20 protein-coding genes and 1 pseudogene are annotated in these 23,980 nt (G+C 35.4%); 13 read left to right on the top strand and 8 right to left on the bottom strand.

Annotated features, from left to right (window positions below; all coding sequences use genetic code 11):
* Window positions 1-651: 651 nt before the first annotated feature.
* From fsa to ES765_RS08940, 6 genes are all read right to left on the bottom strand, one after another.
* Window positions 652-1,305 (bottom strand): fructose-6-phosphate aldolase, encoded by a 654-nt coding sequence (gene fsa, locus ES765_RS08915; protein WP_138113344.1) that lies wholly within the window; start codon window positions 1,303-1,305, stop codon window positions 652-654.
* Between the two features lie 25 nt (window positions 1,306-1,330).
* Window positions 1,331-3,361, bottom strand: a complete 2,031-nt coding sequence (locus tag ES765_RS08920) for a transketolase family protein (protein ID WP_138113346.1) — start codon at window positions 3,359-3,361, stop codon at window positions 1,331-1,333.
* 433 nt (window positions 3,362-3,794) lie between these two features.
* Complete coding sequence (locus tag ES765_RS08925; RefSeq protein WP_138113348.1) at window positions 3,795-4,484, bottom strand: VIT family protein; 690 nt, start codon at window positions 4,482-4,484, stop codon at window positions 3,795-3,797.
* Window positions 4,485-4,771: 287 nt separating this feature from the next.
* A complete protein-coding gene (rpiA, locus tag ES765_RS08930; RefSeq protein ID WP_138113350.1) occupies window positions 4,772-5,452 on the bottom strand; it encodes a ribose-5-phosphate isomerase RpiA in 681 nt (226 codons plus the stop codon).
* Between the two features lie 162 nt (window positions 5,453-5,614).
* Window positions 5,615-6,487 (bottom strand): universal stress protein, encoded by an 873-nt coding sequence (locus ES765_RS08935; RefSeq protein WP_138113352.1) that lies wholly within the window; start codon window positions 6,485-6,487, stop codon window positions 5,615-5,617.
* 86 nt (window positions 6,488-6,573) lie between these two features.
* Complete coding sequence (locus tag ES765_RS08940) at window positions 6,574-7,263, bottom strand: Crp/Fnr family transcriptional regulator (RefSeq protein ID WP_138113354.1); 690 nt, start codon at window positions 7,261-7,263, stop codon at window positions 6,574-6,576.
* A 122-nt stretch (window positions 7,264-7,385) separates the two neighbouring features.
* Between ES765_RS08940 and ES765_RS08945 the strand changes: the two genes are divergently transcribed.
* The 8 genes from ES765_RS08945 to ES765_RS08980 all read left to right on the top strand — a co-directional run bounded on the left by ES765_RS08945 (window position 7,386) and on the right by ES765_RS08980 (window position 16,270).
* Window positions 7,386-9,782 carry a heavy metal translocating P-type ATPase gene (locus ES765_RS08945; RefSeq protein ID WP_138113356.1) on the top strand — a complete coding sequence of 799 codons (2,397 nt, stop codon included), beginning with the start codon at window positions 7,386-7,388 and terminating at the stop codon, window positions 9,780-9,782.
* A gap of 295 nt (window positions 9,783-10,077) precedes the next feature.
* Entirely contained in the window at window positions 10,078-10,272 is a 195-nt protein-coding gene (gene ccoS / locus ES765_RS08950; protein ID WP_138113358.1) for a cbb3-type cytochrome oxidase assembly protein CcoS, read from the top strand.
* 9 nt (window positions 10,273-10,281) lie between these two features.
* Window positions 10,282-12,480: a cytochrome-c oxidase, cbb3-type subunit I gene (ccoN, locus tag ES765_RS08955; protein WP_138113360.1), complete on the top strand. Its 2,199-nt coding sequence runs from the start codon at window positions 10,282-10,284 to the stop codon at window positions 12,478-12,480.
* Window positions 12,481-12,487: 7 nt separating this feature from the next.
* Window positions 12,488-12,676 (top strand): CcoQ/FixQ family Cbb3-type cytochrome c oxidase assembly chaperone, encoded by a 189-nt coding sequence (locus ES765_RS08960; RefSeq protein WP_138113362.1) that lies wholly within the window; start codon window positions 12,488-12,490, stop codon window positions 12,674-12,676.
* A complete protein-coding gene (locus ES765_RS08965; protein ID WP_138113364.1) occupies window positions 12,676-13,623 on the top strand; it encodes a cbb3-type cytochrome c oxidase N-terminal domain-containing protein in 948 nt (315 codons plus the stop codon). Before ES765_RS08960 ends, ES765_RS08965 begins: the two co-directional genes overlap by 1 nt.
* A gap of 58 nt (window positions 13,624-13,681) precedes the next feature.
* Window positions 13,682-15,100 (top strand): cytochrome c oxidase accessory protein CcoG, encoded by a 1,419-nt coding sequence (gene ccoG / locus ES765_RS08970; RefSeq protein WP_138113366.1) that lies wholly within the window; start codon window positions 13,682-13,684, stop codon window positions 15,098-15,100.
* A gap of 17 nt (window positions 15,101-15,117) precedes the next feature.
* Window positions 15,118-15,564 carry a FixH family protein gene (locus tag ES765_RS08975; protein WP_138113368.1) on the top strand — a complete coding sequence of 149 codons (447 nt, stop codon included), beginning with the start codon at window positions 15,118-15,120 and terminating at the stop codon, window positions 15,562-15,564.
* A gap of 1 nt (window position 15,565) precedes the next feature.
* The gene (locus ES765_RS08980; protein ID WP_138113370.1) at window positions 15,566-16,270 is read left to right on the top strand and encodes a sulfite exporter TauE/SafE family protein; all 705 of its coding nucleotides are present in this window, start codon (window positions 15,566-15,568) and stop codon (window positions 16,268-16,270) included.
* Window positions 16,271-16,571: 301 nt separating this feature from the next.
* Here the strand turns inward: ES765_RS08980 and ES765_RS08985 are convergent, their stop codons facing one another.
* Both ES765_RS08985 and hemN read right to left on the bottom strand, forming a co-directional pair.
* The gene (locus ES765_RS08985) at window positions 16,572-17,393 is read right to left on the bottom strand and encodes a universal stress protein (protein ID WP_138113372.1); all 822 of its coding nucleotides are present in this window, start codon (window positions 17,391-17,393) and stop codon (window positions 16,572-16,574) included.
* Window positions 17,394-17,444: 51 nt separating this feature from the next.
* On the bottom strand, window positions 17,445-18,806 hold the full coding sequence (gene hemN, locus ES765_RS08990; RefSeq protein WP_138113374.1) for an oxygen-independent coproporphyrinogen III oxidase: 1,362 nt from the start codon (window positions 18,804-18,806) through the stop codon (window positions 17,445-17,447).
* Between the two features lie 584 nt (window positions 18,807-19,390).
* On the opposite strand from hemN, the gene ES765_RS08995 reads away from it, so the two are divergent.
* From ES765_RS08995 to ES765_RS09015, 5 genes and pseudogenes are all read left to right on the top strand, one after another.
* Window positions 19,391-20,023: a Crp/Fnr family transcriptional regulator gene (locus ES765_RS08995; protein WP_138113376.1), complete on the top strand. Its 633-nt coding sequence runs from the start codon at window positions 19,391-19,393 to the stop codon at window positions 20,021-20,023.
* Between the two features lie 70 nt (window positions 20,024-20,093).
* Window positions 20,094-20,894 carry a sulfite exporter TauE/SafE family protein gene (locus ES765_RS09000; protein WP_138113378.1) on the top strand — a complete coding sequence of 267 codons (801 nt, stop codon included), beginning with the start codon at window positions 20,094-20,096 and terminating at the stop codon, window positions 20,892-20,894.
* A gap of 81 nt (window positions 20,895-20,975) precedes the next feature.
* Window positions 20,976-22,385 carry an MBL fold metallo-hydrolase gene (locus tag ES765_RS09005; protein ID WP_138113380.1) on the top strand — a complete coding sequence of 470 codons (1,410 nt, stop codon included), beginning with the start codon at window positions 20,976-20,978 and terminating at the stop codon, window positions 22,383-22,385.
* Between the two features lie 202 nt (window positions 22,386-22,587).
* Window positions 22,588-23,250 (top strand): annotated as a pseudogene (locus ES765_RS09010) (peroxiredoxin).
* A 92-nt stretch (window positions 23,251-23,342) separates the two neighbouring features.
* Window positions 23,343-23,687, top strand: coding sequence for a rhodanese-like domain-containing protein (locus tag ES765_RS09015; protein WP_138113382.1), 345 nt, complete (start codon window positions 23,343-23,345; stop codon window positions 23,685-23,687).
* The last annotated feature ends 293 nt before the right edge of the window (window positions 23,688-23,980 follow it).

The following is a 23,980-nucleotide window of genomic DNA, read 5'->3' on the forward strand; positions in this document are numbered from 1 at the left end:
TGGTGAATAAGCCTTTACAAACAATTAATTTTATACACTATTATCGACAAGCTTTGGTTCGACTTTTATTACTATTAATGTTGGAGTCCACATTATAAATATTTCAACACATATTAATGGTACAACTGAAAAGAAATATTCAATTACAGTTTTGCTAAATGTTAGGTCTTTAATTTGTCCAAATAAAAAGTCTAGCTGAATAATTCCTCCTACTTCTTACAACTCTTCAAATAAAAGTATGCAATTGTTACTTCTGACCATAAATTATTGATATGCGTTACTATTTCTACTTTATATAAACCCCCAAGCTGAAAAAGTAGTAATGAGATTCAAAATAGCTTAAATGAAGAGTGAAACTATACGGGTTTCGCTAGAGCGTCTTGAATGATAGCCGAATTGCGAATAAACCTAGGATAAATATTTCGATGTTATAAATTTTCCCTGTCAGTTTGTGAAAGTTCAAAAGTTGTTTCTAATATTTATGGTGAATTGTATTGGACCAGTTAGTAGGGCTAACGTTACAACTATTAAATGGGAACTTACCCAAATCGTACTGTCAGTGTAATTTTTACTTCTATTTCCAGATGCCACAAAAAAAGCATCACTTAAAAGTGATGCTTTTTTTATGAAAAATTTATTACCTTTTAAGGATTAGTTACCCTTATTGTAATCAGCCAAGAATTTCTCTAAACCGCTATCAGTTAATGGGTGCTTCAATAATCCCGTAATTGAACTTAAGCCGCCAGTCATAACATCTGAACCAAGTTTAGCACAATCAATAATGTGCATTACGTGACGCACAGATGCTGCTAAAATTTGAGTTTCATACCCGTAGTTATCATATATTAAACGAATATCTGCAATCAAGCCTAAACCATCTGTTGAGATATCATCTAAACGGCCAATGAAAGGAGATACATACGTAGCGCCTGCTTTAGCAGCCAATAATGCTTGACCTACTGAAAATACTAATGTACAGTTTGTTTTATATCCCTTATCTGAAAAATATTTAATCGCCTTTACGCCTTCTTTGATCATTGGTACTTTTATGACGATTTGTGGGCTTATTTTAACCAACTTTTCGCCTTCTGCTACCATACCATCAAAATCGGTAGAAATAACCTCCGCACTAACATCACCTTCTACTAAATCACATATTTTCTTGTAGTGGGCCATAATGTTATCAGCTCCGGTAATTCCTTCTTTTGCCATTAGGGATGGATTGGTTGTTACCCCATCTAAAATACCCATATCTTGAGCTTCCTTAATCTCATCTAAATTTGCTGTATCTATGAAAAACTTCATTTTATTATTATTTTAAATTTATTACTTAGTTTAAAAAATCCATTACCTCTTTGTACACTTGATCTCCGGTAAATCCGAATTTTTCATCCAAAACTGAGGCAGGGGCTGAATATCCAAAATGCTCCAATCCAAATACTTTTCCGTTAGCGCCTGCTAATCCTTCCAAGTTTACCGGTAACCCAGCTGTAAGACCAAAAACTGGTTTGTTTGGTGGAATTACCTTTTCTTGGTACGCTTCAGATTGTTGTCTGAATATCCCTTCTGATGGTATAGAAGCTATATTCACGTTAAGACCTTCTTTTTCCTCCAATAATTTAGCTGCAGCAACTAGTGTAGAAACCTCAGAACCATTTGCGATTAAAATCACATCTGGATCAGTTACTTCCTGTACCAAATACCCCCCTTTTTCAGCTCCTAAAGCTTCTTGGTAACGGTTTCCGCTTTTCGCAGGAACATCCTTAATACCTTGTCTAGACAAAATAAGTCCGGTTGGGGTCTTTGTATTTTCTATCGCCATTTTCCAAGCTACGTTCGTTTCTTGAGAATCTGCAGGACGCAACGCAACAAAACTTTGCTCATGGCTGTGGTTCTTCAATTTCTCTAACAAACGTATTTGAGCTTCTTGCTCAACTGGTTGGTGTGTTGGACCATCCTCACCTACTCTAAAGGCATCGTGCGTCCAAACAAACTTCACTGGTAATTCTTGAATTGCAGTTAAACGAATTGCCGGTTTCATATAATCGGAGAATACGAAGAACGTAGCAACTACCGGTATAATACCACCGTGAAGGGCTATTCCATTTGCGAGAGCGGCCATCGTTAACTCTGCTACACCTGCTTGTAAGAATGCTCCCGAAAAATCACCTTTCTTTAAAATATGGGTCTTCTTTAAGAAACCATCCGTTTTATCACTATTCGAAAGATCTGCAGAAGACACAATCATATTCTCAACATTCTGTGCCAAATAGGCCAAAACATTAGAAGATGCTACACGTGTTGCTTGACCATCTTTTTGCTCGATTGAACTAAAGTCAAGATCTGGTAATTTGCCTTCCAAGAAACCATCTAGCTTATTAGAAAGTTCACTGTTTTCTGAACGCCAAGTGTCTATCTCTTTCTTTTTATTATGAGCGTTCTCTTTTTTCTTATTGATTATATCTTCATAATACCCTTCAACCTTTTGGTAGATATTAAAAGGATTAGCTACATCTGCACCTAGATGTTCTAAGGTCTTCGTATAGTCTGCTCCTGTATCGCCAATTGGCTTACCATGAAGTTCTGTATATCCTTCGTATGATGAACCATCTGCTGTAACGCAACCTTTACCCATTATCGTTTGACCAATAATTAAGGTAGGTTTTTCAGCTTCTGCATTAGCATCTTTTAACGCAGTTCTAATCTGCTCATGGTCGTGCCCATCTATGGTAACGACTTTCCATCCCCACGCTTCATATTTCATGGCTGTATTCTCTGAAGTAACCTCATCAGTTTTAGATGAAAGTTGTACATCATTAGAATCGTAAAACATAATGAAGTTGCTAAGACCCAAATGGCCCGCAATTCTACCTGCCCCTTGTGAAATTTCTTCTTGTACACCACCATCAGAAATAAAACCATAGATTTTATGGTTCATCCATTCTCCAAAACGTGCTTTTAAAAAATTTGCCGCAATTGCAGCGCCTACTCCCATTGTATGTCCTTGACCTAATGGTCCAGATGTATTTTCAATACCTCTAGCAACATCTACCTCTGGGTGACCAGGAGTTACAGATTTCCATTGCCTAAAGTTTGCAACATCATCCTTTTCAAAATTACCCAATAAGTAATATTGAGCATACATTAATGTAGATAAGTGTCCTGCATCCATGAAAAAACGATCACGAAACGGCCAGTGCATATCAGAAGGATCGTAGTTGAAAAATTCAGAATATAAAATGTGCATATAGTCTGCGCCTCCCATAGGTCCACCTGGATGTCCAGAATTCGCCTTTTCTACCATAGCGACAGCTAATGCCCTTATATTATCAGCTGCTAATTGATCTAGTTCCTTATTCATTTATTTTCAGATTATTTTTCAAGGTTTGTGTTTACTTTAAATCTAGTAAAATCTAGCCAAAGATACCATATCTAAGGCGCTAATTAAAATAAATTGGACAACATAATTCAATAGGATTCAAGTCTTAACCGATATTTTACGGTTACTTATGATTATTCAAATCATCGAAAGGGTTTTCGGAGATAGCCATCATAAATGAACCATTTAAGAATTAATTGGTCATAGGTTTTTACAACTCCTATTATAAAACAAATGAATGTGAATTTCTTAACCTGTCTGTTATTGAATTAACTACTTCTATTTTTAGTTTATAAGTGGTTCAAGATTACCAGCACTATTCAACTCTTCTTATTTCAATTTTTATTAGATGAAAAGGTGTATAAACCCAAATCTGTAATGAATATTCATTACTTCATAAAAACTTATAATACGCTTAAGCAACACTGATTCCGAATAAATGACCAATCCATGCTGTTATCGCCATGGCTACGGTTCCCCAAAAACTAATGCGTAAAATAGCTTTCCACATATTTGAGCCTCCGGCTTTTGCCGCAATTGCTCCTAATACAGCCAAGAATACAACAGCAAACATATATTGAACATATTCCATATACTCAAGTGGACCAAAATAAGCGACTAATACAGGCAGTAACCCTCCAAAAACAAAAGATGCTCCAGATGATAATGCTGCTACTAATGGTTTTGCTTGGGTAATTTCATTTATACCTAATTCATCTCTAGCATGGGCACCAAGGGCATCATGGGCTGTTAACTGTTTGGCAACTTGTAAAGCTAAACTAGAATCTAACCCGCGTTCTTTATAAATTTTAGCTAGTTCTACTAGTTCCTCTTCAGGCATTTCCTCCAACTCTAACCGTTCACGATCCAAATCTGCGGTTTCCAAGTCTGCCTGTGAACTAACAGAAACATATTCCCCTGCGGCCATTGATAATGCACCTGCTACCAGACCCGCAACACCTGCCAAAATAATAGGTTCTCTGGTAGAACTTGCCGCAGCAACACCTATGACCAAACTGGCAGTTGATAAAATACCATCATTCGCCCCAAGAACAGCCGCTCTTAACCAACTACTTCTGGTACCATAATGTTCTTCGTTTTGCATAATCAATAAAAATTATTAATTGTAATATATTTAATTACAACGAGGTATATTACTCCCTTGTGTACTATATATTAATTGTATATAAATATCAGTTCGAGCAGTTTTATCAATGAACAACTTAGGAAATCTGATGTACTTCGACAAAGCTCAGAAGAACTATCTAAAGCATTTTAAGGGCTAAAATGATTCCTGATACACTTTTTCTTTATTATAGTTAGAAAAACTACTCGAATTGATATCTGTTTTTGATAAAAATTCAAAATACTAAAATATTGCGCACTTAAAAATTATATTTTTTTCTCGGTTATTGCCTGTTCACCCTTACCTATAATGACCAAATCTGTTGAAGTTAAAAATAAGCCTGTTTCTACTATGCCAGGTATATTTTTAAGCATGTGCTCTAATTCGGTCAATTTAATATCGACACCCCAAATATCAACATCTATGATATCATTTTTTTCATCGGTTTTATAATCGTCGTTCCCTTTTTTTCTTTGCACCGGACGAAAGCCCATCTCTTGTAGTTCTTTTAAAATTAATTGGGTAGCGAAAGGGATTGTTTCCAATGGTAATTTAAATTGTCCTAATTGAGATACCCGTTTAGAGGAATCGGCAATTATAATATTGAAATCAGTATTGTGTGCTACAATTTTTTCACGAAGCAAGGCTCCTCCTCCGCCTTTGATTAATTGAAAATGATCATCGACTTCATCTGCACCGTCAATTGTAATATTCAATCGTTTAGCCTCTGCCAATGTAATTACGGTTATACCTAAGCTCTTTGCCAATTTTTCAGTTTCTACTGACGTAGCTACCGTTTTTATTTTCAGGCCTTTAAGAACCATTTTCCCTATGGCCTCTATCAAAAAAAACACTGTTGATCCTGTTCCCAGACCAATTGTCATTCCAGATTTAATATACTTTACTGCTTCTAATGCCGCTACTTTTTTTTCGTTTACCGAGCTCACTATTTAATAGTTCTATGGTTAATTTTCATCTTCTTAAGCTCTAAAGGTATTTATAATTAACCGATGCCTTTACCTGATAAATAAAGTAAAAGAAACAATTGGATGTAATTGATTCAGAAACAGCTAAAAAGGCACACGTAGAAATGAATTTAACCTATCTGCTCATTGATTTACAGGTACATCATTTTTAATACCTTGAATCAACAATACCGGTACTTCTGAATAGAAGGTTGATCGTTCTATCACCAAGTCACTACATATACCATTCATATAACTATTGGTAATATTCGACATGACCAATAGTTGACATTTAAATTGCTTGATAAATTGTTGTACCGAATTTGAAAATGAATCAGTCATAGCCAAACTTTGAAAAGAGTGGTTTACAGCCGCTAACTTCTTGTCAATCATTTCATGATTGAACCTTTGCAATTCGGGTAATTGACCAAGACTATTCTGAATAGTTACTATTTCTACCGAACTATGAAAAATTTTGGCCAGCATTAAAATTGGGTCTAATTCTTCACTACTATAAAAATGATTTAAATCTGAAATAAAAGCAATAGTATTGAGCTGTTTGAATTGAAAGTCCTTCGGAACCGCTAAAACGGGACAATTAGTCACGGCTTTTACTATTCTAACTGTATTTCTGCCCATAAATACCGAGTCCTTCTCTGAACTACCAATGGTACCCATTACAATATAGTCTATCTCAGAATCGATTACCACTTGCTTAACCTCATCTATCAACAAAGAATAAGAAGAAATGGTTTTATAATTATGAAGCTGATTTTTAAAGTTTTTTCTACTATTTCGTACGAGTGCTTCCAGGCCTTTTTTAGAAGATAGTGCAGGGGTAGAATTTTGTAATACGTTAGGTACGGCATCTGCCAAGAAACGAGTACTAGTGATTTCTGGCGTGTAGGTATTTAGAAAATAGAAGACACAATTTGTATTCTCAAAAAGATGAAAGGCATACGTAGTTGCGTTCCATGCTGGGACTGAAAAATCGGTAAGTACCAGTATATTCTTCATAAAAATGATTTGAATCTATAATGTATAAAAGTAAACTCAAGAGCGAACCGAGACAATGACATTTGTCAGTAAATATTATTAGTAATTTAAAAACCTTCTGATAACTCTTGAAGTTTTTGTTCTTGTACAATTCCTATCTTCTTACCTGATGTTTTAATAAGTCCTTTTTTCTTAAATTCAGATATCATGCGAATGAGGGATTCTGTCGCTGCACCCACGATATTTGCATAGTCATCCCTACTCAAGGTCAACACCAAAAAACCATTCTCATCTTCACCGTAATTTTTATTTAAATAAATAAAGGCTTCGGCTAATCGTTGCTTTATTGTTTTTTGAGACATATTTACAATCACATCATCTGCCTCCTTTAAATCATGTGCCATATGACGTAATACTTCAAGAGAAAAGTATGGATTTGTATTTAAGATATTGGAGATGATCTCTTTGGGAATGAAACAGACTTCCATATCGTTTATCGCTGTAGCACTAAGGTTTGTACAATCTTCTGCAATCACCGAACGTTGTCCCATGACTTCGCCTTTGTTCGACAATTTTACGATTTGTTCTTTTCCATTACTGCTTAATTTAGACAACTTAGAAACCCCATCTTTCACACAAAATACACCGTCAAGTTTCTGACCTTCTACAAAAAGAGAATCACCTTTTTTAAGCTTTCTTGAAATCTTAGCATCAGAAACTTTTTTCAATTCTTCTTTGCTCAATGCCCGTAGAGAATTAAACTGCCGTACAATACAATTATCACATCTACTATCCATGTTTATCATCTTTATACCTGATACTCCAAAATTACTTAGGCTATATTTAATAGGAACTGACAATTGTCATGTTTTAAAAAGTCTTTCAAACCCACCTTTGCCATAGGTATAAGTAAGTAAATATGCATAATACTAAATGTTATCATTGCGGTGATTCATGTGATAAGTCAACTATTGAATTTGATGATAAAACCTTTTGTTGTGTTGGGTGCATGACCGTTTATGAAATACTATCTACCAATGACCTTACTCAATTCTACGAATTACAGTCGGCTGCTGGCACAACACCAAAATCGATTGAGGGAAAGTATGATTTTCTAGATAATAGTGATATCATAGAAAAATTGACTGAATTCAATGACGATACTATTCAAATTATCAATTTATACATACCGCATATACATTGTAGTTCGTGTATCTGGATTTTAGAAAATTTAAATAAACTTAACGCGCATATTACAAACTCCCAAGTAGATTTTCCGAAAAAAACCATTCGAATAACCTATCATTCTAATCAAATCAGCTTAAAGGAGTTGGTGCTTTTATTAGCTAGAATTGGGTATGAACCCTACATTTCTCTAGATGATTTTGAAAATAAAAAAAAGGACTCTGATAGGAGCCTTATATACAAACTAGGCGTTGCTGGCTTCGCTTTTGGTAATGTCATGTTTCTTTCATTTCCCGAATATTTTGATTTAGCTTCAAGTGCCGCCTCAGGTGGAGAATATTGGCTCAACGAATACCAACAAATCTTCCGTTGGCTAATGTTCATTTTTTCTTTACCTGTCGTTTTTTATGCAGGGTGGGATTATTTTGTATCTGCATATAAAGGCCTGCGAGCAAAACTTTTGAATATTGACGTACCTATTGCACTAGGCATTTTGGTTCTATTTCTCCGAAGTACTATTGAAATTGCCTTTCAACTGGGAAGTGGTTTTTTTGACTCGCTTACAGGATTGGTGTTTTTTCTTTTGCTAGGTAAATTTTTCCAGCAGAGAACGTATAGCTTTCTTTCATTTGAACGGGATTACAAATCTTATTTCCCAATAGCCATTACACGAATAAATGCAGATGGTAAAGAAGAAGCAGTACCTGTACAGAATGTTATTAAGGGTGATAGAATCTTGATTCGTAATGAAGAAATGATACCTGTTGACGGTAGTTTGGTATGCGGCAAAGCTCGAATAGATTATAGTTTTGTGTCCGGCGAATCTGAGCCGGTAATTAAAGAAACTGGAGACTTAATTTTTGCTGGAGGAAAACAATTAAAAGGCGTCATAGAAATGATTGCCTTAAAATCTGTTTCGCAGAGTTACCTCACCCAATTATGGGGCAATGCTGTCTTTAAAACGGATAAGGTTACTTCATTTCAAAACCTTACAGATAGTATTGGCAAACGCTTTACTATTTCAGTTCTCAGCATCGCTTTTATAGCAACCACATTCTGGTTGTTTTATGACGCATCGAAAGCATTGAATGTTTTTACTGCTGTTTTGATAATTGCGTGTCCATGTGCAATTGCACTTGCCTCACCATTTACCTTGGGTAATATGTTACGCATTTTTGGTAAGAAAAAGTTTTACCTAAAGAATACCCAAACCATTGAACGGTTGGCAAAAATTGATACCGCTATTTTTGATAAAACAGGTACAATAACTACCGCACAACAAAGTACTGCATTTTATGAAGGAATGCCTTTAACTGCTGAGGAAGAATCAATTTTAAAGAACACCATTAGGGCATCTAACCATCCTTTAAGCAGAACGTTATATGATTTATTAAAAGAGCAAAATATTATAACCCTCGATGAATATGAGGAACATGTTGGTAAAGGTCTAGAAAGTGTAAAAAATAAAATTAGCATGAAAATAGGTTCTGCAGATTTTGTAGGTAACATAAAAACAGACGACCTACTAGACACTTCTATATATATTAGTTCTAACAACTCGTATAAAGGCAGGTATGTATTTCACAATCAATATAGAGATGGGCTAGCTTCTGTTTTTAAAAGCATGGCAGAGACCTTAAACTTGGCAATTTTATCCGGAGATAATGAAGGTGAAAAAGAGCGGTTAGAAAATTTGTTGCCAAAATTGACACCGCTTTATTTTAATCAGAAACCAGAAAACAAATTAGAGTTTATAAAATCACTACAACAGCAAGGCAAAAAGGTATTAATGGTTGGTGATGGCCTAAATGATGCCGGCGCTCTCGCTCAAAGTGATGTGGGCATTGCAATTTCAGAAAACATCAATGTCTTCTCACCTGCTTGCGATGCAATTCTCGATGCGTCTAAATTCAAGCAGTTATATACTTATATTATTGCTTCTAAAAAGGCAATACGAATTATTAAAATGAGTTTTATATTATCCTTACTTTATAATTGTATCGGACTTTTCTTTGCCATTACCGGGCAATTAGAACCTGTTATTGCTGCTATTCTAATGCCTTTAAGTTCTATAAGCATCGTTATCTTCACTACAATCACAACCAATCTTATCGGTAGAAAATTGACCTAGCCATATTGATGCCTACAATTATTTAGGTATCAAATTTTTAATGGTTTTATTTAAAAAAAATAACCCAAGTCCTAGCCAATAATATAGTTCTTTTTCTGTTTTCCTATAACGAATTTTAAGACTAACTCTTCTAATAACAAACCTCAACCAACACACTATCAATTATTTAAACATAAACTATCATAATTGAGTTTAGTCGTGTTTTTAATTTATTAACGGAAAATCGAAAAGTATGACAATTGTCATTTTTTAGAGTTTTCAACCCTCTTAAATTTACTACTTAATTCAGGTAAGCATGAGTGTAATCTATATGTTATTAATTATCAGCCTAATTGTGGCTTTAATCTTTTTTGTAGCATTTATTTTTTCGGTCAGAAAAGGTCAGTATGATGATTCTTACACACCTTCCGTACGTATGCTTTTTGAAGATGAACTGGTAAAGGACGAACCAAAAAAGTTCATCAAACCTCAAAAAAATCCAACTAAATAATTACCACTTATGGCAGTACAGCAGTTTTATTATGACAACAAAATTGTAAAAAATTTCCTCTATGCTACTATGCTATGGGGAATTGTGGGTATGTCGGTAGGTCTTCTACTGGCATTCATGTTCCTTTTTCCAAATGTAACCGACGGTATTTCATGGCTTAGTTTTGGGCGTTTACGTCCTTTACATACCAATGCGGTTATTTTTGCATTCGTAGGAAATGCTATTTTTGCTGGAGTTTACTATTCTAGCCAACGATTACTAAAAGCCCGAATGTTCAGCGACTTTCTGAGCAAGTTCAACTTTTGGGGCTGGCAAGCAATTATTGTGGCCGCTGCTATCACATTGCCTTTGGGCTATAGTTCGTCAAAAGAATATGCAGAACTAGAATGGCCTATTGATATTGCGATTGCCATAGTTTGGGTAGCCTTCGGTGTTAACCTAATTGGTACTGTTATAAAAAGAAGACAGCGGCACATGTATGTTGCAATATGGTTCTACTTGGCCACATTTGTTACGGTTGCGGTGCTGCATATTTTTAATAGTTTAGCACTTCCTGTGAGTCTCTTTAAGAGCTATTCGGTATATGCTGGTGTACAAGATGCCTTGGTACAATGGTGGTATGGACATAATGCGGTAGCCTTTTTCTTAACAACACCTTTTTTAGGTCTTATGTACTATTTTGTACCTAAAGCAGCGAATAGACCTATATATTCCTATAAATTATCGATTGTTCACTTTTGGTCCTTGATTTTTATTTACATCTGGGCCGGACCTCACCATTTACTATACTCTACCCTACCCGATTGGGCCCAAAACTTAGGTGTCGCCTTTTCCATTATGTTATTAGCACCTTCTTGGGGTGGTATGATAAATGGACTATTAACATTGAGAGGTGCTTGGGATAAGGTACGTACAGATCCGGTCTTAAAATTTATGGTGGTCGCAATTACCGGTTATGGTATGGCCACATTTGAAGGCCCTCTACTATCTCTTAAAAACGTAAATGCTATTGCCCATTTTAGTGATTGGATTATCGCACACGTTCATGTTGGTGCACTAGCTTGGAATGGATTCTTGACCTTTGGTATGATATACTGGTTGGTTCCAAGAATGACAAAGACCAAACTTTTTTCAAAGGGTCTTGCCAATTTTCACTTTTGGATAGGTACCCTAGGTATAATTCTTTATACCCTACCCATGTATGTAGCTGGTTTTACCCAAGCTTTAATGTGGAAAGATTTTAATCCTGATGGAACTTTAGTCTATGGTAACTTCTTAGAGACTGTTACTGAAATCATGCCTATGTACTGGATGCGCGCCATTGGAGGCAGCCTCTATATCGTTGGTGCCTGTGTTATGATTTATAATGTTGTAGCGACAATTAGAAAAGGAAGTGCTATAGAAGATGAATTGGCCGAGGCAGCAGCATTAAGTCATGTGTCCAAAAACAGAACATCGGGCGAGACTTTCCATACCTGGTTAGAACGTAAGCCTATTCAACTAACTATTTTAGCTACAATTGCTATTCTAATCGGTGGAATTATTCAAATTGTACCCACGATTTTGGTGAAATCGAACATTCCAACTATTAGTAGTGTTACTCCATATACTCCTCTCGAATTAGAGGGTCGTGATCTCTACATACGTGAAGGTTGTGTAGGCTGTCACTCGCAAATGGTTCGTCCATTTCGTAGTGAAGTTGAGCGATATGGTGAATATGCAAAAGCAGGTGAATTTGTTTATGACCATCCATTTTTATGGGGAAGTAAAAGAACAGGACCTGATTTATTACGTATCGGTGGGAAATATTCAGACAACTGGCACTTGAACCATATGTACGATCCACAAAGTACATCTTCGGGATCGATTATGCCTGCATACCAATGGTTGGTTAGAGATAAACTTGATCGTAGTAATACAGAATCAAAATTGGAAACCATGGTTACATTAGGCGTGCCTTACACCCAAGAGGATATTGATAACGCCCAAGAAAACATGGACGCACAGGGTGCCAAAATAGAGAAAAACCTATATGCAGATCCAGATTTCGCTAAGAGTTACGAAGCTGATAAAAAAGATGCTCAAGATAACGGTGAAGAATTTATACAGATGAAAGACCGAGAAATTGTAGCGCTCATTGCCTACCTACAACGCTTAGGTACCGACATAAAAATAAAAAACGCACAACCAACCATTTCTGATAAATAATTAAGTCATGCTGAAATTTGTAAAAGGTTACATGGAAAGTATAGAGGGCGTTGCTACGTACCCTATGATATCATTACTCATATTCTTTGTTTTCTTCACCATTCTGTTTCTTTGGGTAATGACCGCATCTAAAGACCATATAAAAGAAATGAGTGAGATGCCATTAGAAAACGATAACCAACAAAACGATCAATAATGAAAAATAATACAGCTTGGTGGTTCAGAATTATGGTGGCCTTCTTTGTGGTCATCATAATTATGGAATTAAATATTGACAGTGGTAATAAACCAGCTTTCATCGCATATCCTATGCTAATGTTTGCATTTATGACGCTTATTCTATTATTATTAATAGCAATAGCCTTCATTATACAAGCAATTGAAAACGTACTCTTCTATACTCTTGATGACGAGGCCAAAGTACGCTATTTGGCAACAAAGAATGAGAAGTGGGAATGGACATGGGGCCAAAATTTTTATAAAAAACTAGTAGGCACGAAACCTATTGAAGAAGAAGGCGAAATCATTCTTGATCACAATTATGATGGTATACGAGAATTGAATAATAAACTTCCACCATGGTGGGTATATATGTTTTATGCCTCAATCATTTTTGCGGTTGTTTATATGGTACGATTTCATGTAATTGGAGACTATGACCAAGAAACAGAGTACCTAAACGAAGTCACTTTGGCAAAAGCTGAGATTGAAGCTTACAAGAAAACCGCTAAAGGCCTGGTTGATGCAAATAGCGTTGTGCTTTTGACCGAAGCATCAGACATCAGTGCCGGAAAAACTATTTTTGAAGCCAGTTGTGTTGCCTGCCATATGCCTGATGGTGGCGGTGGTATAGGTCCTAACCTTACCGATAAACACTGGATTCTTGGTGGTGGCATTAAGAACGTTTTCAATACGATATCAGAAGGTGGCCGAGATGGCAAAGGTATGATTGCTTGGAAACAGAACTTGAAACCAGAAGAGATGGCGCAAGTGGCAAGTTATGTCCTCAATTTTCAAGGTACGACCTCGGCAAATCCTAAAGCAGCAGAAGGCGAAATTTGGATAGACTCAAACGCCTCAACAGATGTATCCGATATCAATACAGTTGACACAGAAGTTATGGCAGATAGTCTACAAAATTAAAAATCTGATGATTGAGAACTGAATGCCTCATTAACTCTTAAAAGTTTAAAAAGATAAAATGTCACAGGATCAAGAAAGCTTTAGGGATACGATAGGCACAATTAACGAAGAAGGTAATCGTGCATGGGTTTTTCCAAAAAAACCAAGTGGTAAATTTTGGAAATACCGCACCTATGTTAGCTATTTATTATTGTCATTTTTATTCTTATCACCTTTCATAAAAATAAATGGCAACCAATTTCTCTTGTTCAATGTTATAGACCGCAGGTTTAATATTTTTGGATTTCCATTTTGGCCCCAAGATTTTCATTTGGTCGTGATTTCTATGATTATAGGGGTGATTTTCATAGCGCTCTTTACAGTAGCTTTTGGACGTATTTTCTGTGGGTGGATATGCCCTCAAACCATTTTTATGGAAATGGTTTTTCGTAGAATAGAGTTCTGGATAGATGGTGATCGTGGAGCACAAATAAAATTGAATCGACAACCTTGGAATGCTGAAAAGATAAGGAAACGGATTACCAAATGGTTTGCGTTTTTAATTATCTCCTTTCTAATTGCCAATGTGTTCCTAGCCTATATGATAGGAAGCGATAGATTATTACAATATGTTGGCGATGGACCTCTGCAACATACAAGCACTCTAATTTCCCTACTGATTTTTACAGCAGTATTCTATTTTGTATTTGCTTGGTTCAGAGAACAAGTGTGTATTATAGCATGCCCCTATGGTAGAATGCAAAGTGTACTTTTAGATGAGAAATCTATTGTTGTAGCCTATGATCATGTACGTGGTGAGGGGGAAGAAGGTCGAAAAAAATTTAGAAAAAATGAAGATCGTGAAGCATTAGGTCATGGTGATTGTATTGATTGTTTTCAATGTGTAAATGTTTGTCCTACAGGGATAGATATTCGTAACGGAACACAGCTAGAGTGTGTAAACTGTACCGCCTGTATTGATGAGTGCGATACTATTATGGAAAAGGTAAACCTGCCAAAGGGCTTGATTCGATATGCCAGCGAAGATGAAATCACAAAGAAAGCTAAGTTTAAATTTACCCCAAGGTTAAAAGGATATACAGCTGTTTTAGTTATACTAACAGGATTATTGATTGGTATGCTCTTTTTACGTAATGATGTTGAAGCAACTATTCTTAGATTACCTGGTCAACTTTATGAACATAAAGAAGGCAATATAATCAGTAATGTATACACCTATAAATTGGTAAATAAAACAACCAAAGATGTATCAGATGTAAATTTCAAACTGTTGTCTCACAAGGGGACGGTAAAACTGGTTCGCCATAAAGACTTTATTGTAGCTGCTCAAGACTTGGCAGAAGGCACGCTCTTTATTGAAATAAACAATGCAGCTATTAAGACGGACAAAGAAAAAATACAGATTGGAGTTTATAGTAGCGATGTACTCATTGAAACTACGTCAACAACATTTTTAGCTCCTAGGAGTTATCGGTAATCATATAAAAATAAATTATGAAAATAAATTGGGGAACAGCTATTGTAATAGCATTTATAGGGTTTATAAGTTTCATTCTATTTTTTGTTATACGTATGAGTACAAATCATCGTGCGCATCATGATTTGGTTACCGAAGATTATTATAGGGCTGAATTAGCTTTTCAAGACGAAATAGATGACCAGAACAATGCTACCAAGAATTCGGTCAATTTAACGGTCTTAAAACAAGAAGCAGGGCTTCTTGTTCAATTTCCTTCCAACCTAAACTATTCAAAGGTAAAGGGAACAGTATCCCTTTATAGACCATCGAACAAAAAGCTAGACTTTGACATTGACTTGAAATTGACCAGCGCACAAATACTTATACCTGATAACCGTCTGTTAGATGGTCGTTGGGATGTTAAAGTTTCATGGAAATATGAAAATGAATCCTACTTATTTAAGGATAAAATAACCTATTAAAATGATTTTTGCCGCACTTATACTTGGTTTTATGGGAAGTCTACACTGCATTGGCATGTGTGGTCCTATTGCCTTTATGTTACCGGTAGATCGCTCTAACAACTTCAGAAAATTATCTCAAATTGGTATTTATCATTTTGGCCGATTATTGTCATACACCATATTAGGGTTCGTTTTTGGTCTATTGGGCAAGGGACTCTATGTTTTTGGATTACAACAAAAATTATCAATACTCATAGGCGTATTAATGATTATTACCATTTTACTACCTGTTCGAAAACTCAATCAATACAATTTATCAAAACCCATTTACAAGATTATATCAAACATTAAAAGTAGGTTAGGAAAAGCATTGAAACGTAAAACTGCAGACACGTTTCTTACTATCGGGTTTTTAAATGGTTTTCTACCTTGCGGGCTTGTCTATATGGCACTTTTTGGAGCAGTAGCAATGGGAAATCCGCTTCAAGGTGGTGGTTATATGTTATTATTCGGATTAGGAACTATTCCCCTAATGACAACAGCAATTTATTTTGGAGGTTTATTAAAGGGAACTAGACGATTGAAAGTTCAGAAAATGATTCCAGTCTTTGTGGTACTTATTGGTTTAATATTTATTATTCGAGGATTAGGCCTTGGCATTCCTTATTTATCTCCTAAACCTGTTATTGAATTGGTATCAAGCGACATCGAATGTCATCCTTGAACTAATAAATACCTGCTATGTTTCTTGATTTATTTTAAATAAATGTCTTTTCGGGTACTTCGGCAACCTCAGTAGAACTATTGAGCACCTATATGGTATTAAAGAGGTAGTCGATACCTACCCTTCCACTTCGCTAGTATTTAAACTTCATTGCATATCGAGACAACACTCACACCTCGCACAACATGCGTAGTTAGAAACAATTCTCTCAAGATGCACAACGGGTCAGTAATTATTAAAACAAATAAACCCAAGGCATCACCTTAGGTTTATCTGTCAAATATCATTTCTCGCAGTGTTGTTAAATCTTAAAAGTAATCACCGGTATTCTAGCGTGGTTTACGACATCTTCCCCAATACTACCATTAAACAAATGAGAAAGACCTTTACGACCATGTGTAGGTATGGCAATGGCGTCTGCTAGTATAGCTTTTCCATAATTTAGAATTCCCTGTTCTACACTATAATCATTATAAATTTCTACCTGCTGCCCTGCATTGGCTTTCGTCAAAAATTTATTGATTTTCTGATACGCATCCCTATTGCTCAAAAATTCGTCATTCGGAGTGTTGATAAAGACAATCTCCATTTTAGCATCGAACAATTTTGAAAATTCCTTAGCTTTTTGAAAAGCTGGTAGATTATCGTCATTAAAATCACATGCAAAAACAAATCGATTAATACTAAATTCAGTTACCTCACCCTTGATTACCAATACAGGTATAGATGCATTACGAACTACCTTTTCTGCATTTGACCCAATGAAGAATTCTTCAAGACCACTGGTTCCGTTTGAACCCATCACAATTAAATCTGCACCATGCTCTTCTGCAATCGCATCGAGTTCACTAAACACCTTGAAATGTTTAATGATTGGAGTAACAGTAATTCCTTCTAAAAAAGATTGGTTTAAGAATTCCTTTAGGTTCTTTTCTGCTAGTTTGACAAGAAACACAGTTTGTTCTGCATAGAAGCCATCTGGTGAACTGAGCAAAGCTTGGTTTAGCTCTAACATATGAACTACAAGTAATTCTACCTTGTATTTTTTAGCTAAATCTGCAGCAGCTTTAAGGGCATACTTAGATTGGTCTGAAAAATCTGTAAGTACTATTATTTTTTTCATGATACTATTATTTAGAAATTAATAAATAGAGAACTCTAACGTACCTACGCATTATACAGTCATTGAAAAAAGCTTAGTATCAGGCGATTTTTTCTGCAATGGCAAATCAAAAGCCATACACACATTGCGCACAAATGGTCTACCCTTTTCTGTAATTTGTAAATTGCCTTCGGTAATTTCAACTAATCCATCCAGCTCCATCTCCTCTAGTCTTTTCAGTATACTTTCCATTTGCGGAATATGTAACAAAAAGGCGTTCCAAGAAGTATGGAATCTACACATTAAATTTAAGATATGTCTTCTAATTATTTGATCTTCATCTGTTAATATATGTCCTCTATATACAGGTATAATATCATTTTTAACCAAATCTTGGTACTCCTCAACGTTTTTTACATTCTGAGAAAAACCATACCAACTATCACTTATGCTAGAGGCACCCAAACCAATCATTAAATGGGTTTTGGAACTTGTGTAGCCCATAAAATTACGGTGTAATTTTCCACTATCCATAGCTTTAAAAAGACTATCTGTCTTTAAGGCAAAGTGATCCATACCTATTTCCTTATATCCCGAGATTAATAACATCTCTTTACCTGTTTCATATTGAGCTCTTTTCTCATCTGGCGATGGCAAGTCCGCATCTTTATATCCTCGTTGTCCATTACCCGCCAACCATGGTACATGTGCATAACTATAGAAAGCAAGCCGATCAGGTTTTAGTTCTTTAGTTTTAGCAATCGTATGTTCTACATGACTTAATTTTTGATGTGGCAGTCCGAAAATGATATCATGCCCTACTGAAGTATACCCTATTTCCCTTGCCCATTCTGTTACATTTTTAACATTTTCAAAAGACTGTATTCTATTAATTGCTTTCTGCACAGTATCATTATAATCTTGTACACCAAAACTTACGCGTCTAAAACCTACATCATACAAAGCTTGTAGATGTTCTCTTGTGGTATTGTTCGGGTGGCCTTCAAAGCTAAATTCTGCATCCTTTCCTTTGACTGCAAACTTTAGTATTCCATCGATAAGGAATTTTAAATTTTCAGGAGTAAAAAATGTAGGAGTACCTCCGCCTAAATGCAATTCTTTAATGATTGGTTTTTCTGAAAAAAGGGTACTATATAATTTCCATTCCCTTAGCACAGATTTAATATAGGGTAACTCTAAATCATGGCGTTTCGTAATACGCTTATGACAGCCACAAAAAGTACACATACGTTCACAAAAAGGTAAATGGATATAAAGACTTATACCAGAAATGGAATTACTAACATGAAAACTTTTTTTTACGGAGTCCCCCCACTTCGCTCCAGAGAAGGTATTTACATCCCAAAAAGGTACTGTAGGATAACTAGTATACCGAGGACCCGGCACATTATATTTTTGAACAAGAGAACACATAACAATAGGTTTATTTACAAAGCTACCGTCATCCTTCAGAAAAAAATATGATTAATATCAGGTTATTGTATTCCTAATGAATTTATATTTTCTAATATACTACTAAGAAGAATTGATATTCTATGCAGCTAATGTTACCCTCTAAAATATGGTATTCCTAAATATTCGTTTCATAATCTTAAGGTATGTTAATAGCAGGTACCAAGTTATAAAGTGTTCTTTTTTTAAAATACCGACGATGCCATAAAGATGTAGTATTAGAGGCAAATCCTAATAAATTAAGTAATTTTAACGGGGTAAAGAAACGATGCACAACGTGCGATTTAAATATAGTATCGAACTAATTTTTTATACAGGTTTGATGTATATTTCTTATGTAGTTGGTAGGTATCGATGTGGCGGTTGCAGTATATACATTAACCGTTTTATTTGGCTTAAATTTCCAAATTTCAACACTATTTATTGCCATTACCATAGCACTATCGCACTCAATACATTGTATTTCAGACGAATACAAATTAATTCGGATAATTATATTTTAATATTTAACAGGATAATAGCCCAAGAAACAAATTAATAAAATTATGATTCAAGACTTAAAAGCGGAGTACGGTAAAATTTTTGAAGAGGAACTTATTAATGAAATCGTACAAGTAGGAACTTTTAAAGAGGTCCCTGAAGGGTATAAACTAATGGAAATTGGCGATTTTATTAGAGGAATGCCTTTATTGATTTCTGGAGTTATTAAAATTCTTCGTGACGATGAAGATGGTGACGAACTTTTATTATACTATCTAGAAAAAGGCAATACATGTTCTATGACCATGGCTTGTTGTATGGGCGATGCAAAAAGCGAAATAAGGGCTATAGCTGAAACCGATGCCAAACTTATTATGGTTCCTATTCAAAAAATGGAAGAATGGACTACCAAATATAAATCGTGGAGAAATTTCGTGTTCAACAGTTACCACGTACGATTGAACGAACTATTAAGTACATTGGATAGTATCGCTTTCCAAAAAATGGATGAACGGTTAATAGGCTACCTAAAAGAAAAGGCAAGAGTGAACCAAGATGATATCATCCATAACACCCACCAAGAAATAGCTTATGATCTTCATAGCTCAAGGGTAGTTATTTCAAGATTATTAAAGAAATTAGAACAAATGGAAAAAATAAAACTGCATCGTAATTACCTTAAAATTTTAGACTTATAATACTTCTGTAACTATTGTTACTGCGTAGGTTTCAGGTCTACTCTACATTTGTTGCATAACATATATTTTTATGGAAATGTTGCACATTTTTGGATATTTCAGCGCTTTGATTATAGGTATCTCCTTAGGTCTAATTGGTGGCGGAGGTTCAATTTTGGCCGTACCAGTGTTGGCCTATCTCTTTTCAATAAACGAAAAAGCGGCAACCGCATATTCTTTGTTCATTGTTGGTGCAGGTGCTTTGGTGGGTGGGTGGCAACAACATCTTAAAGGCTTCGTAGATTGGCGAACAGCAATCGTATTTGGCATTCCCGCAATTATAGGCGTTACCGTCGTTAGGCATTATGTTGTACCAGCAATACCAGACGTTTTATTTCAATTAGAACAATTTCAATTTACCCGCAGAATGGTGATGTTCGGTTTATTTTCGGTGTTAATGCTACCTGCTGCCTACTCTATGCTCAAAAAAGAAAAGAAGGGTATCACCGCCGGGGAAATTGCTTATAACTATCCGCTTATTCTATTAGAAGGGTTAGTAGTCGGTGGCATAACCGGAATAATAGGTGCCGGAGGCGGATTCTTAATCATTCCAGCATTGGTGATTTTAGCTAATGTGGAAATGAAAATTGCCGTTGGTACATCATTAATCATTATTGCCTTAAAATCATTAATAGGTTTCTTTTTGGGAGATGCCATGACCATGGAAATCGATTGGAACTTTTTAGCCCTTTTTACAGGTCTTTCGTTCATTGGTATTTTTATAGGTAGTTACCTTAGTAATTTTATAAGTGGTCATAAACTAAAAAAAGGATTCGGCTATTTTATTTTGATAATGGCTGCTTTCATATTCTATATGGAATTTTTTTCATAAATCAGTTCTTATGTAACCCAGGTAACTGTAAAGCTTAATTACAAAAATTAAATTTATTACATATTCAAAATATAAAACATCATGCAAGTAGAACAAATATATACAGGTTGTCTGGCGCAAGGCGCCTATTATATTGAAAGTAAAGGAGAAGTGGCTATCATTGACCCTTTACGTGAGGTGCTACCTTATATTAATAAAGCGAAAGATGATAATGCAAAAATTAAGTATATTTTTGAGACCCATTTTCATGCTGATTTCGTAAGCGGTCATGTCACTTTAGCCAAAGAAACCGGGGCCGATATTATTTACGGACCCAAAGCCAATCCTTCTTTCAAAGCTATTATAGCAAAAGATAATCAAGAATTTAAGTTAGGGGATTTAACCATTATTGCGTTACACACTCCTGGTCATACGATGGAAAGTACAACGTATTTACTAAAAGATGCAGATGGTAAGGATTATGCTATTTTTAGTGGTGACACCTTATTCTTGGGCGACGTAGGAAGACCCGATCTAGCTCAGAAAATAGGCGTGTTGACCGAGCGAGACCTTGCAGGTTTTTTATATGATAGTTTACGCAATAAAATTATGCCTTTGGCAGATGATGTAATCGTTTATCCGGCACATGGAGCAGGATCCGCCTGTGGAAAGAATATGATGAAAGAAACGGTAGACACCTTAGGCAACCAAAAGAAAATGAACTATGCCCTAAGGGCAGATATGACCAAGGATGAATTTATTGAGGAAGTTATTGAAGGTTTATTGCCTCCCCCACAATACTTTCCTTTGAACGTGAAAATGAATAAAGAAGGTTACGAAGATATTAAAACCGTTTTGGCACGTGGTACAAGGGCACTTTCCCCAATGGCTTTTGAAGCCGTAGCAAATGAAACTGGAGCCATTGTTTTAGATGTACGCCATCAAGATGATTTTGCCAAAGGCCATATACCACGTTCTATATTTATTGGTCTTGATGGTAGTTTTGCTCCTTGGGTAGGATCCTTGATTGCAGATGTAAAACAACCTATTGTATTGGTGACTCCAGTTGGATTGGAAGAAGAAGCGATTACCCGACTTTCGAGAGTTGGTTTTGATGGTACTTTGGGTTACTTAGAAGGTGGTTTTGATGCCTGGAAAAAGGCGGCAATGGAATATGATACCGTAAGTCAAGTTGACGCCGAAGAGCTTAAAAAAGTCATCGAGGCCTTAAAATCACCTGTATTTGATGTACGTAAGGAATCTGAATACCTTTCTCAGCATGTTTTAGAAGCAAATACTACACCTTTGGATTTTCTAAATGACCATCTATCAGAATTTCCAGATAACACGTCTTTCTACGTGCACTGTGCCGGAGGCTATAGAAGTATGATTGCTGCTTCTATTTTAAAAAGTCGCGGCATCCATAACCTAATAGATGTCAAAGGCGGATTTAAGTCAATTCAAGAAACGAATATTCCAATATCTGAATTCGTTTGTCCGACGACACTTTAAATTTTTTGAACTTTTTGGATGGTATAACACTAATGCGATAAGTGATCTTAAATTTTTAATGATTTCACTTTATTAAACTACAAAAAAAGGTGTGCTTTCATATGAAATCACACCTTTTTTAACACCTATTTAAGGTTCAATGTAACTTGTGTTACAGTGGCAAGAGCAGGACTATGGTACCTTTATTTTAAATAATTAATACATGGAAACAATCGATAATTCTACGGTAAATAGTATGCCAAGAATCGAAGATGTAGCTCCAGATTTTGAAGCAATAATAACAAAAGGAAAAATAAAATTATCAGATTTTGCTAAAGACAAGTGGATTGTAATATTTTCTCATCCGGCAGATTTCACTCCCGTATGTACGACTGAAATGAGTGGATTTGCTGAACGTAAGTCAGAATTTGAAGCTCTGAATACAGAATTATTGGGGCTTAGTATTGACAGTGTTCACACACACTTAGGCTAGGTTCAAAATGTCAGACAACATACAGTTGTATATTTTGATTTTCCAATAATAGCCGATTTGGATATGAAGGTATCAAAGAAAAACGGAATGCTTCAGCCCAATGAAAGTGAAACTGCAGCTGTGCGCGCAGTATTCTTTATTGACCCTAAGAAAAAAATACGGCTAATTATGTACTACCCATTAAATGTAGGTCGTAATATGAATGAGATTTTAAGGGCCCTAGAAGCCTTACAAACATTAGATAAACATAAGGTTTCCACGCCTTTGGATTGGAAGAAAGCGGATAAAGTTATTGTTTCCCCTCCTAAAACCTTAGATGAGCTAAATACTCGTTTAGCTGATGATACTATGGAGAAAGTTGATTGGTATCTGAAAAAAAAATGTATTTATTAAACTGTTTTAACTACTTAATTGTTTTTAGGAAATGGTCCCTTAAAAAGACCGTTTCTTTTTATAATATAATATTAATCGTAAACTAAATTATCATGTCATTCTTAAACTCAATATTCAGAAAAAAAAAGGAAGCAACAGGGCAAATAAGTATACTCAACAAAAATGAGTACGCAGCTGCTATTACCACAAACAATATAAGGCCTATTGATGTTAGAACCGCTTCCGAATTTAATAACGGTCATATAAAAAATGCCATTAACATTGATGTTTTCAATCCTAACAATTTCAAAAATTACTTTGTGAAATTAGACAAGGAAAAGGCGGTATATGTGTATTGCAGATCAGGAGCTAGAAGCAAGAAAGCAGCACGTAAATTATTAAAAATGGGCTTTACACACGTGTATGATTTAAAGGGAGGTTATCTGAGCTGGAATTGAACAATCCAATAATATACAGCAATTAACATAGATAGTAGGAAAGCTGTAATACGTGTTCAGAACTTGAAATTCGAAGTAGATATACAAAGAATTTTCGACAAAGTTTTAGTACTTCCCAATATTAAAAAGGAAACGATAAATAGTTAGACATCTATCGTTTCCTTTCAACCTGAGTTCGATTAATAATATTTGATTATTATGCAACAAAAAAGATAGATTTTCAGTAAATTAAAGTGTTGAAATTCAATTCATTAATCTAAAAATCTATCTATGGTAATCTACTCTAAAGTTAC

It is taken from the genome of Maribacter sp. ACAM166 (assembly GCF_005771495.1).
Taxonomy (GTDB): domain Bacteria; phylum Bacteroidota; class Bacteroidia; order Flavobacteriales; family Flavobacteriaceae; genus Maribacter.

Coding starts and splice junctions, on each gene's coding strand:
- fsa (WP_138113344.1), bottom strand. CDS start 1,305: ATGAAGTTTTTCATAGATACAGCAAATTTAGATGAGATTAAGGAAGCT.
- ES765_RS08920 (WP_138113346.1), bottom strand. CDS start 3,361: ATGAATAAGGAACTAGATCAATTAGCAGCTGATAATATAAGGGCATTA.
- ES765_RS08925 (WP_138113348.1), bottom strand. CDS start 4,484: ATGCAAAACGAAGAACATTATGGTACCAGAAGTAGTTGGTTAAGAGCG.
- ES765_RS08935 (WP_138113352.1), bottom strand. CDS start 6,487: ATGAAGAATATACTGGTACTTACCGATTTTTCAGTCCCAGCATGGAAC.
- ES765_RS08940 (WP_138113354.1), bottom strand. CDS start 7,263: ATGGATAGTAGATGTGATAATTGTATTGTACGGCAGTTTAATTCTCTA.
- ES765_RS08945 (WP_138113356.1), top strand. CDS start 7,386: ATGCATAATACTAAATGTTATCATTGCGGTGATTCATGTGATAAGTCA.
- ccoS (WP_138113358.1), top strand. CDS start 10,078: ATGAGTGTAATCTATATGTTATTAATTATCAGCCTAATTGTGGCTTTA.
- ccoN (WP_138113360.1), top strand. CDS start 10,282: ATGGCAGTACAGCAGTTTTATTATGACAACAAAATTGTAAAAAATTTC.
- ES765_RS08960 (WP_138113362.1), top strand. CDS start 12,488: ATGCTGAAATTTGTAAAAGGTTACATGGAAAGTATAGAGGGCGTTGCT.
- ES765_RS08965 (WP_138113364.1), top strand. CDS start 12,676: ATGAAAAATAATACAGCTTGGTGGTTCAGAATTATGGTGGCCTTCTTT.
- ccoG (WP_138113366.1), top strand. CDS start 13,682: ATGTCACAGGATCAAGAAAGCTTTAGGGATACGATAGGCACAATTAAC.
- ES765_RS08975 (WP_138113368.1), top strand. CDS start 15,118: ATGAAAATAAATTGGGGAACAGCTATTGTAATAGCATTTATAGGGTTT.
- ES765_RS08980 (WP_138113370.1), top strand. CDS start 15,566: ATGATTTTTGCCGCACTTATACTTGGTTTTATGGGAAGTCTACACTGC.
- ES765_RS08985 (WP_138113372.1), bottom strand. CDS start 17,393: ATGAAAAAAATAATAGTACTTACAGATTTTTCAGACCAATCTAAGTAT.
- hemN (WP_138113374.1), bottom strand. CDS start 18,806: ATGTGTTCTCTTGTTCAAAAATATAATGTGCCGGGTCCTCGGTATACT.
- ES765_RS08995 (WP_138113376.1), top strand. CDS start 19,391: ATGATTCAAGACTTAAAAGCGGAGTACGGTAAAATTTTTGAAGAGGAA.
- ES765_RS09000 (WP_138113378.1), top strand. CDS start 20,094: ATGGAAATGTTGCACATTTTTGGATATTTCAGCGCTTTGATTATAGGT.
- ES765_RS09005 (WP_138113380.1), top strand. CDS start 20,976: ATGCAAGTAGAACAAATATATACAGGTTGTCTGGCGCAAGGCGCCTAT.
- ES765_RS09015 (WP_138113382.1), top strand. CDS start 23,343: ATGTCATTCTTAAACTCAATATTCAGAAAAAAAAAGGAAGCAACAGGG.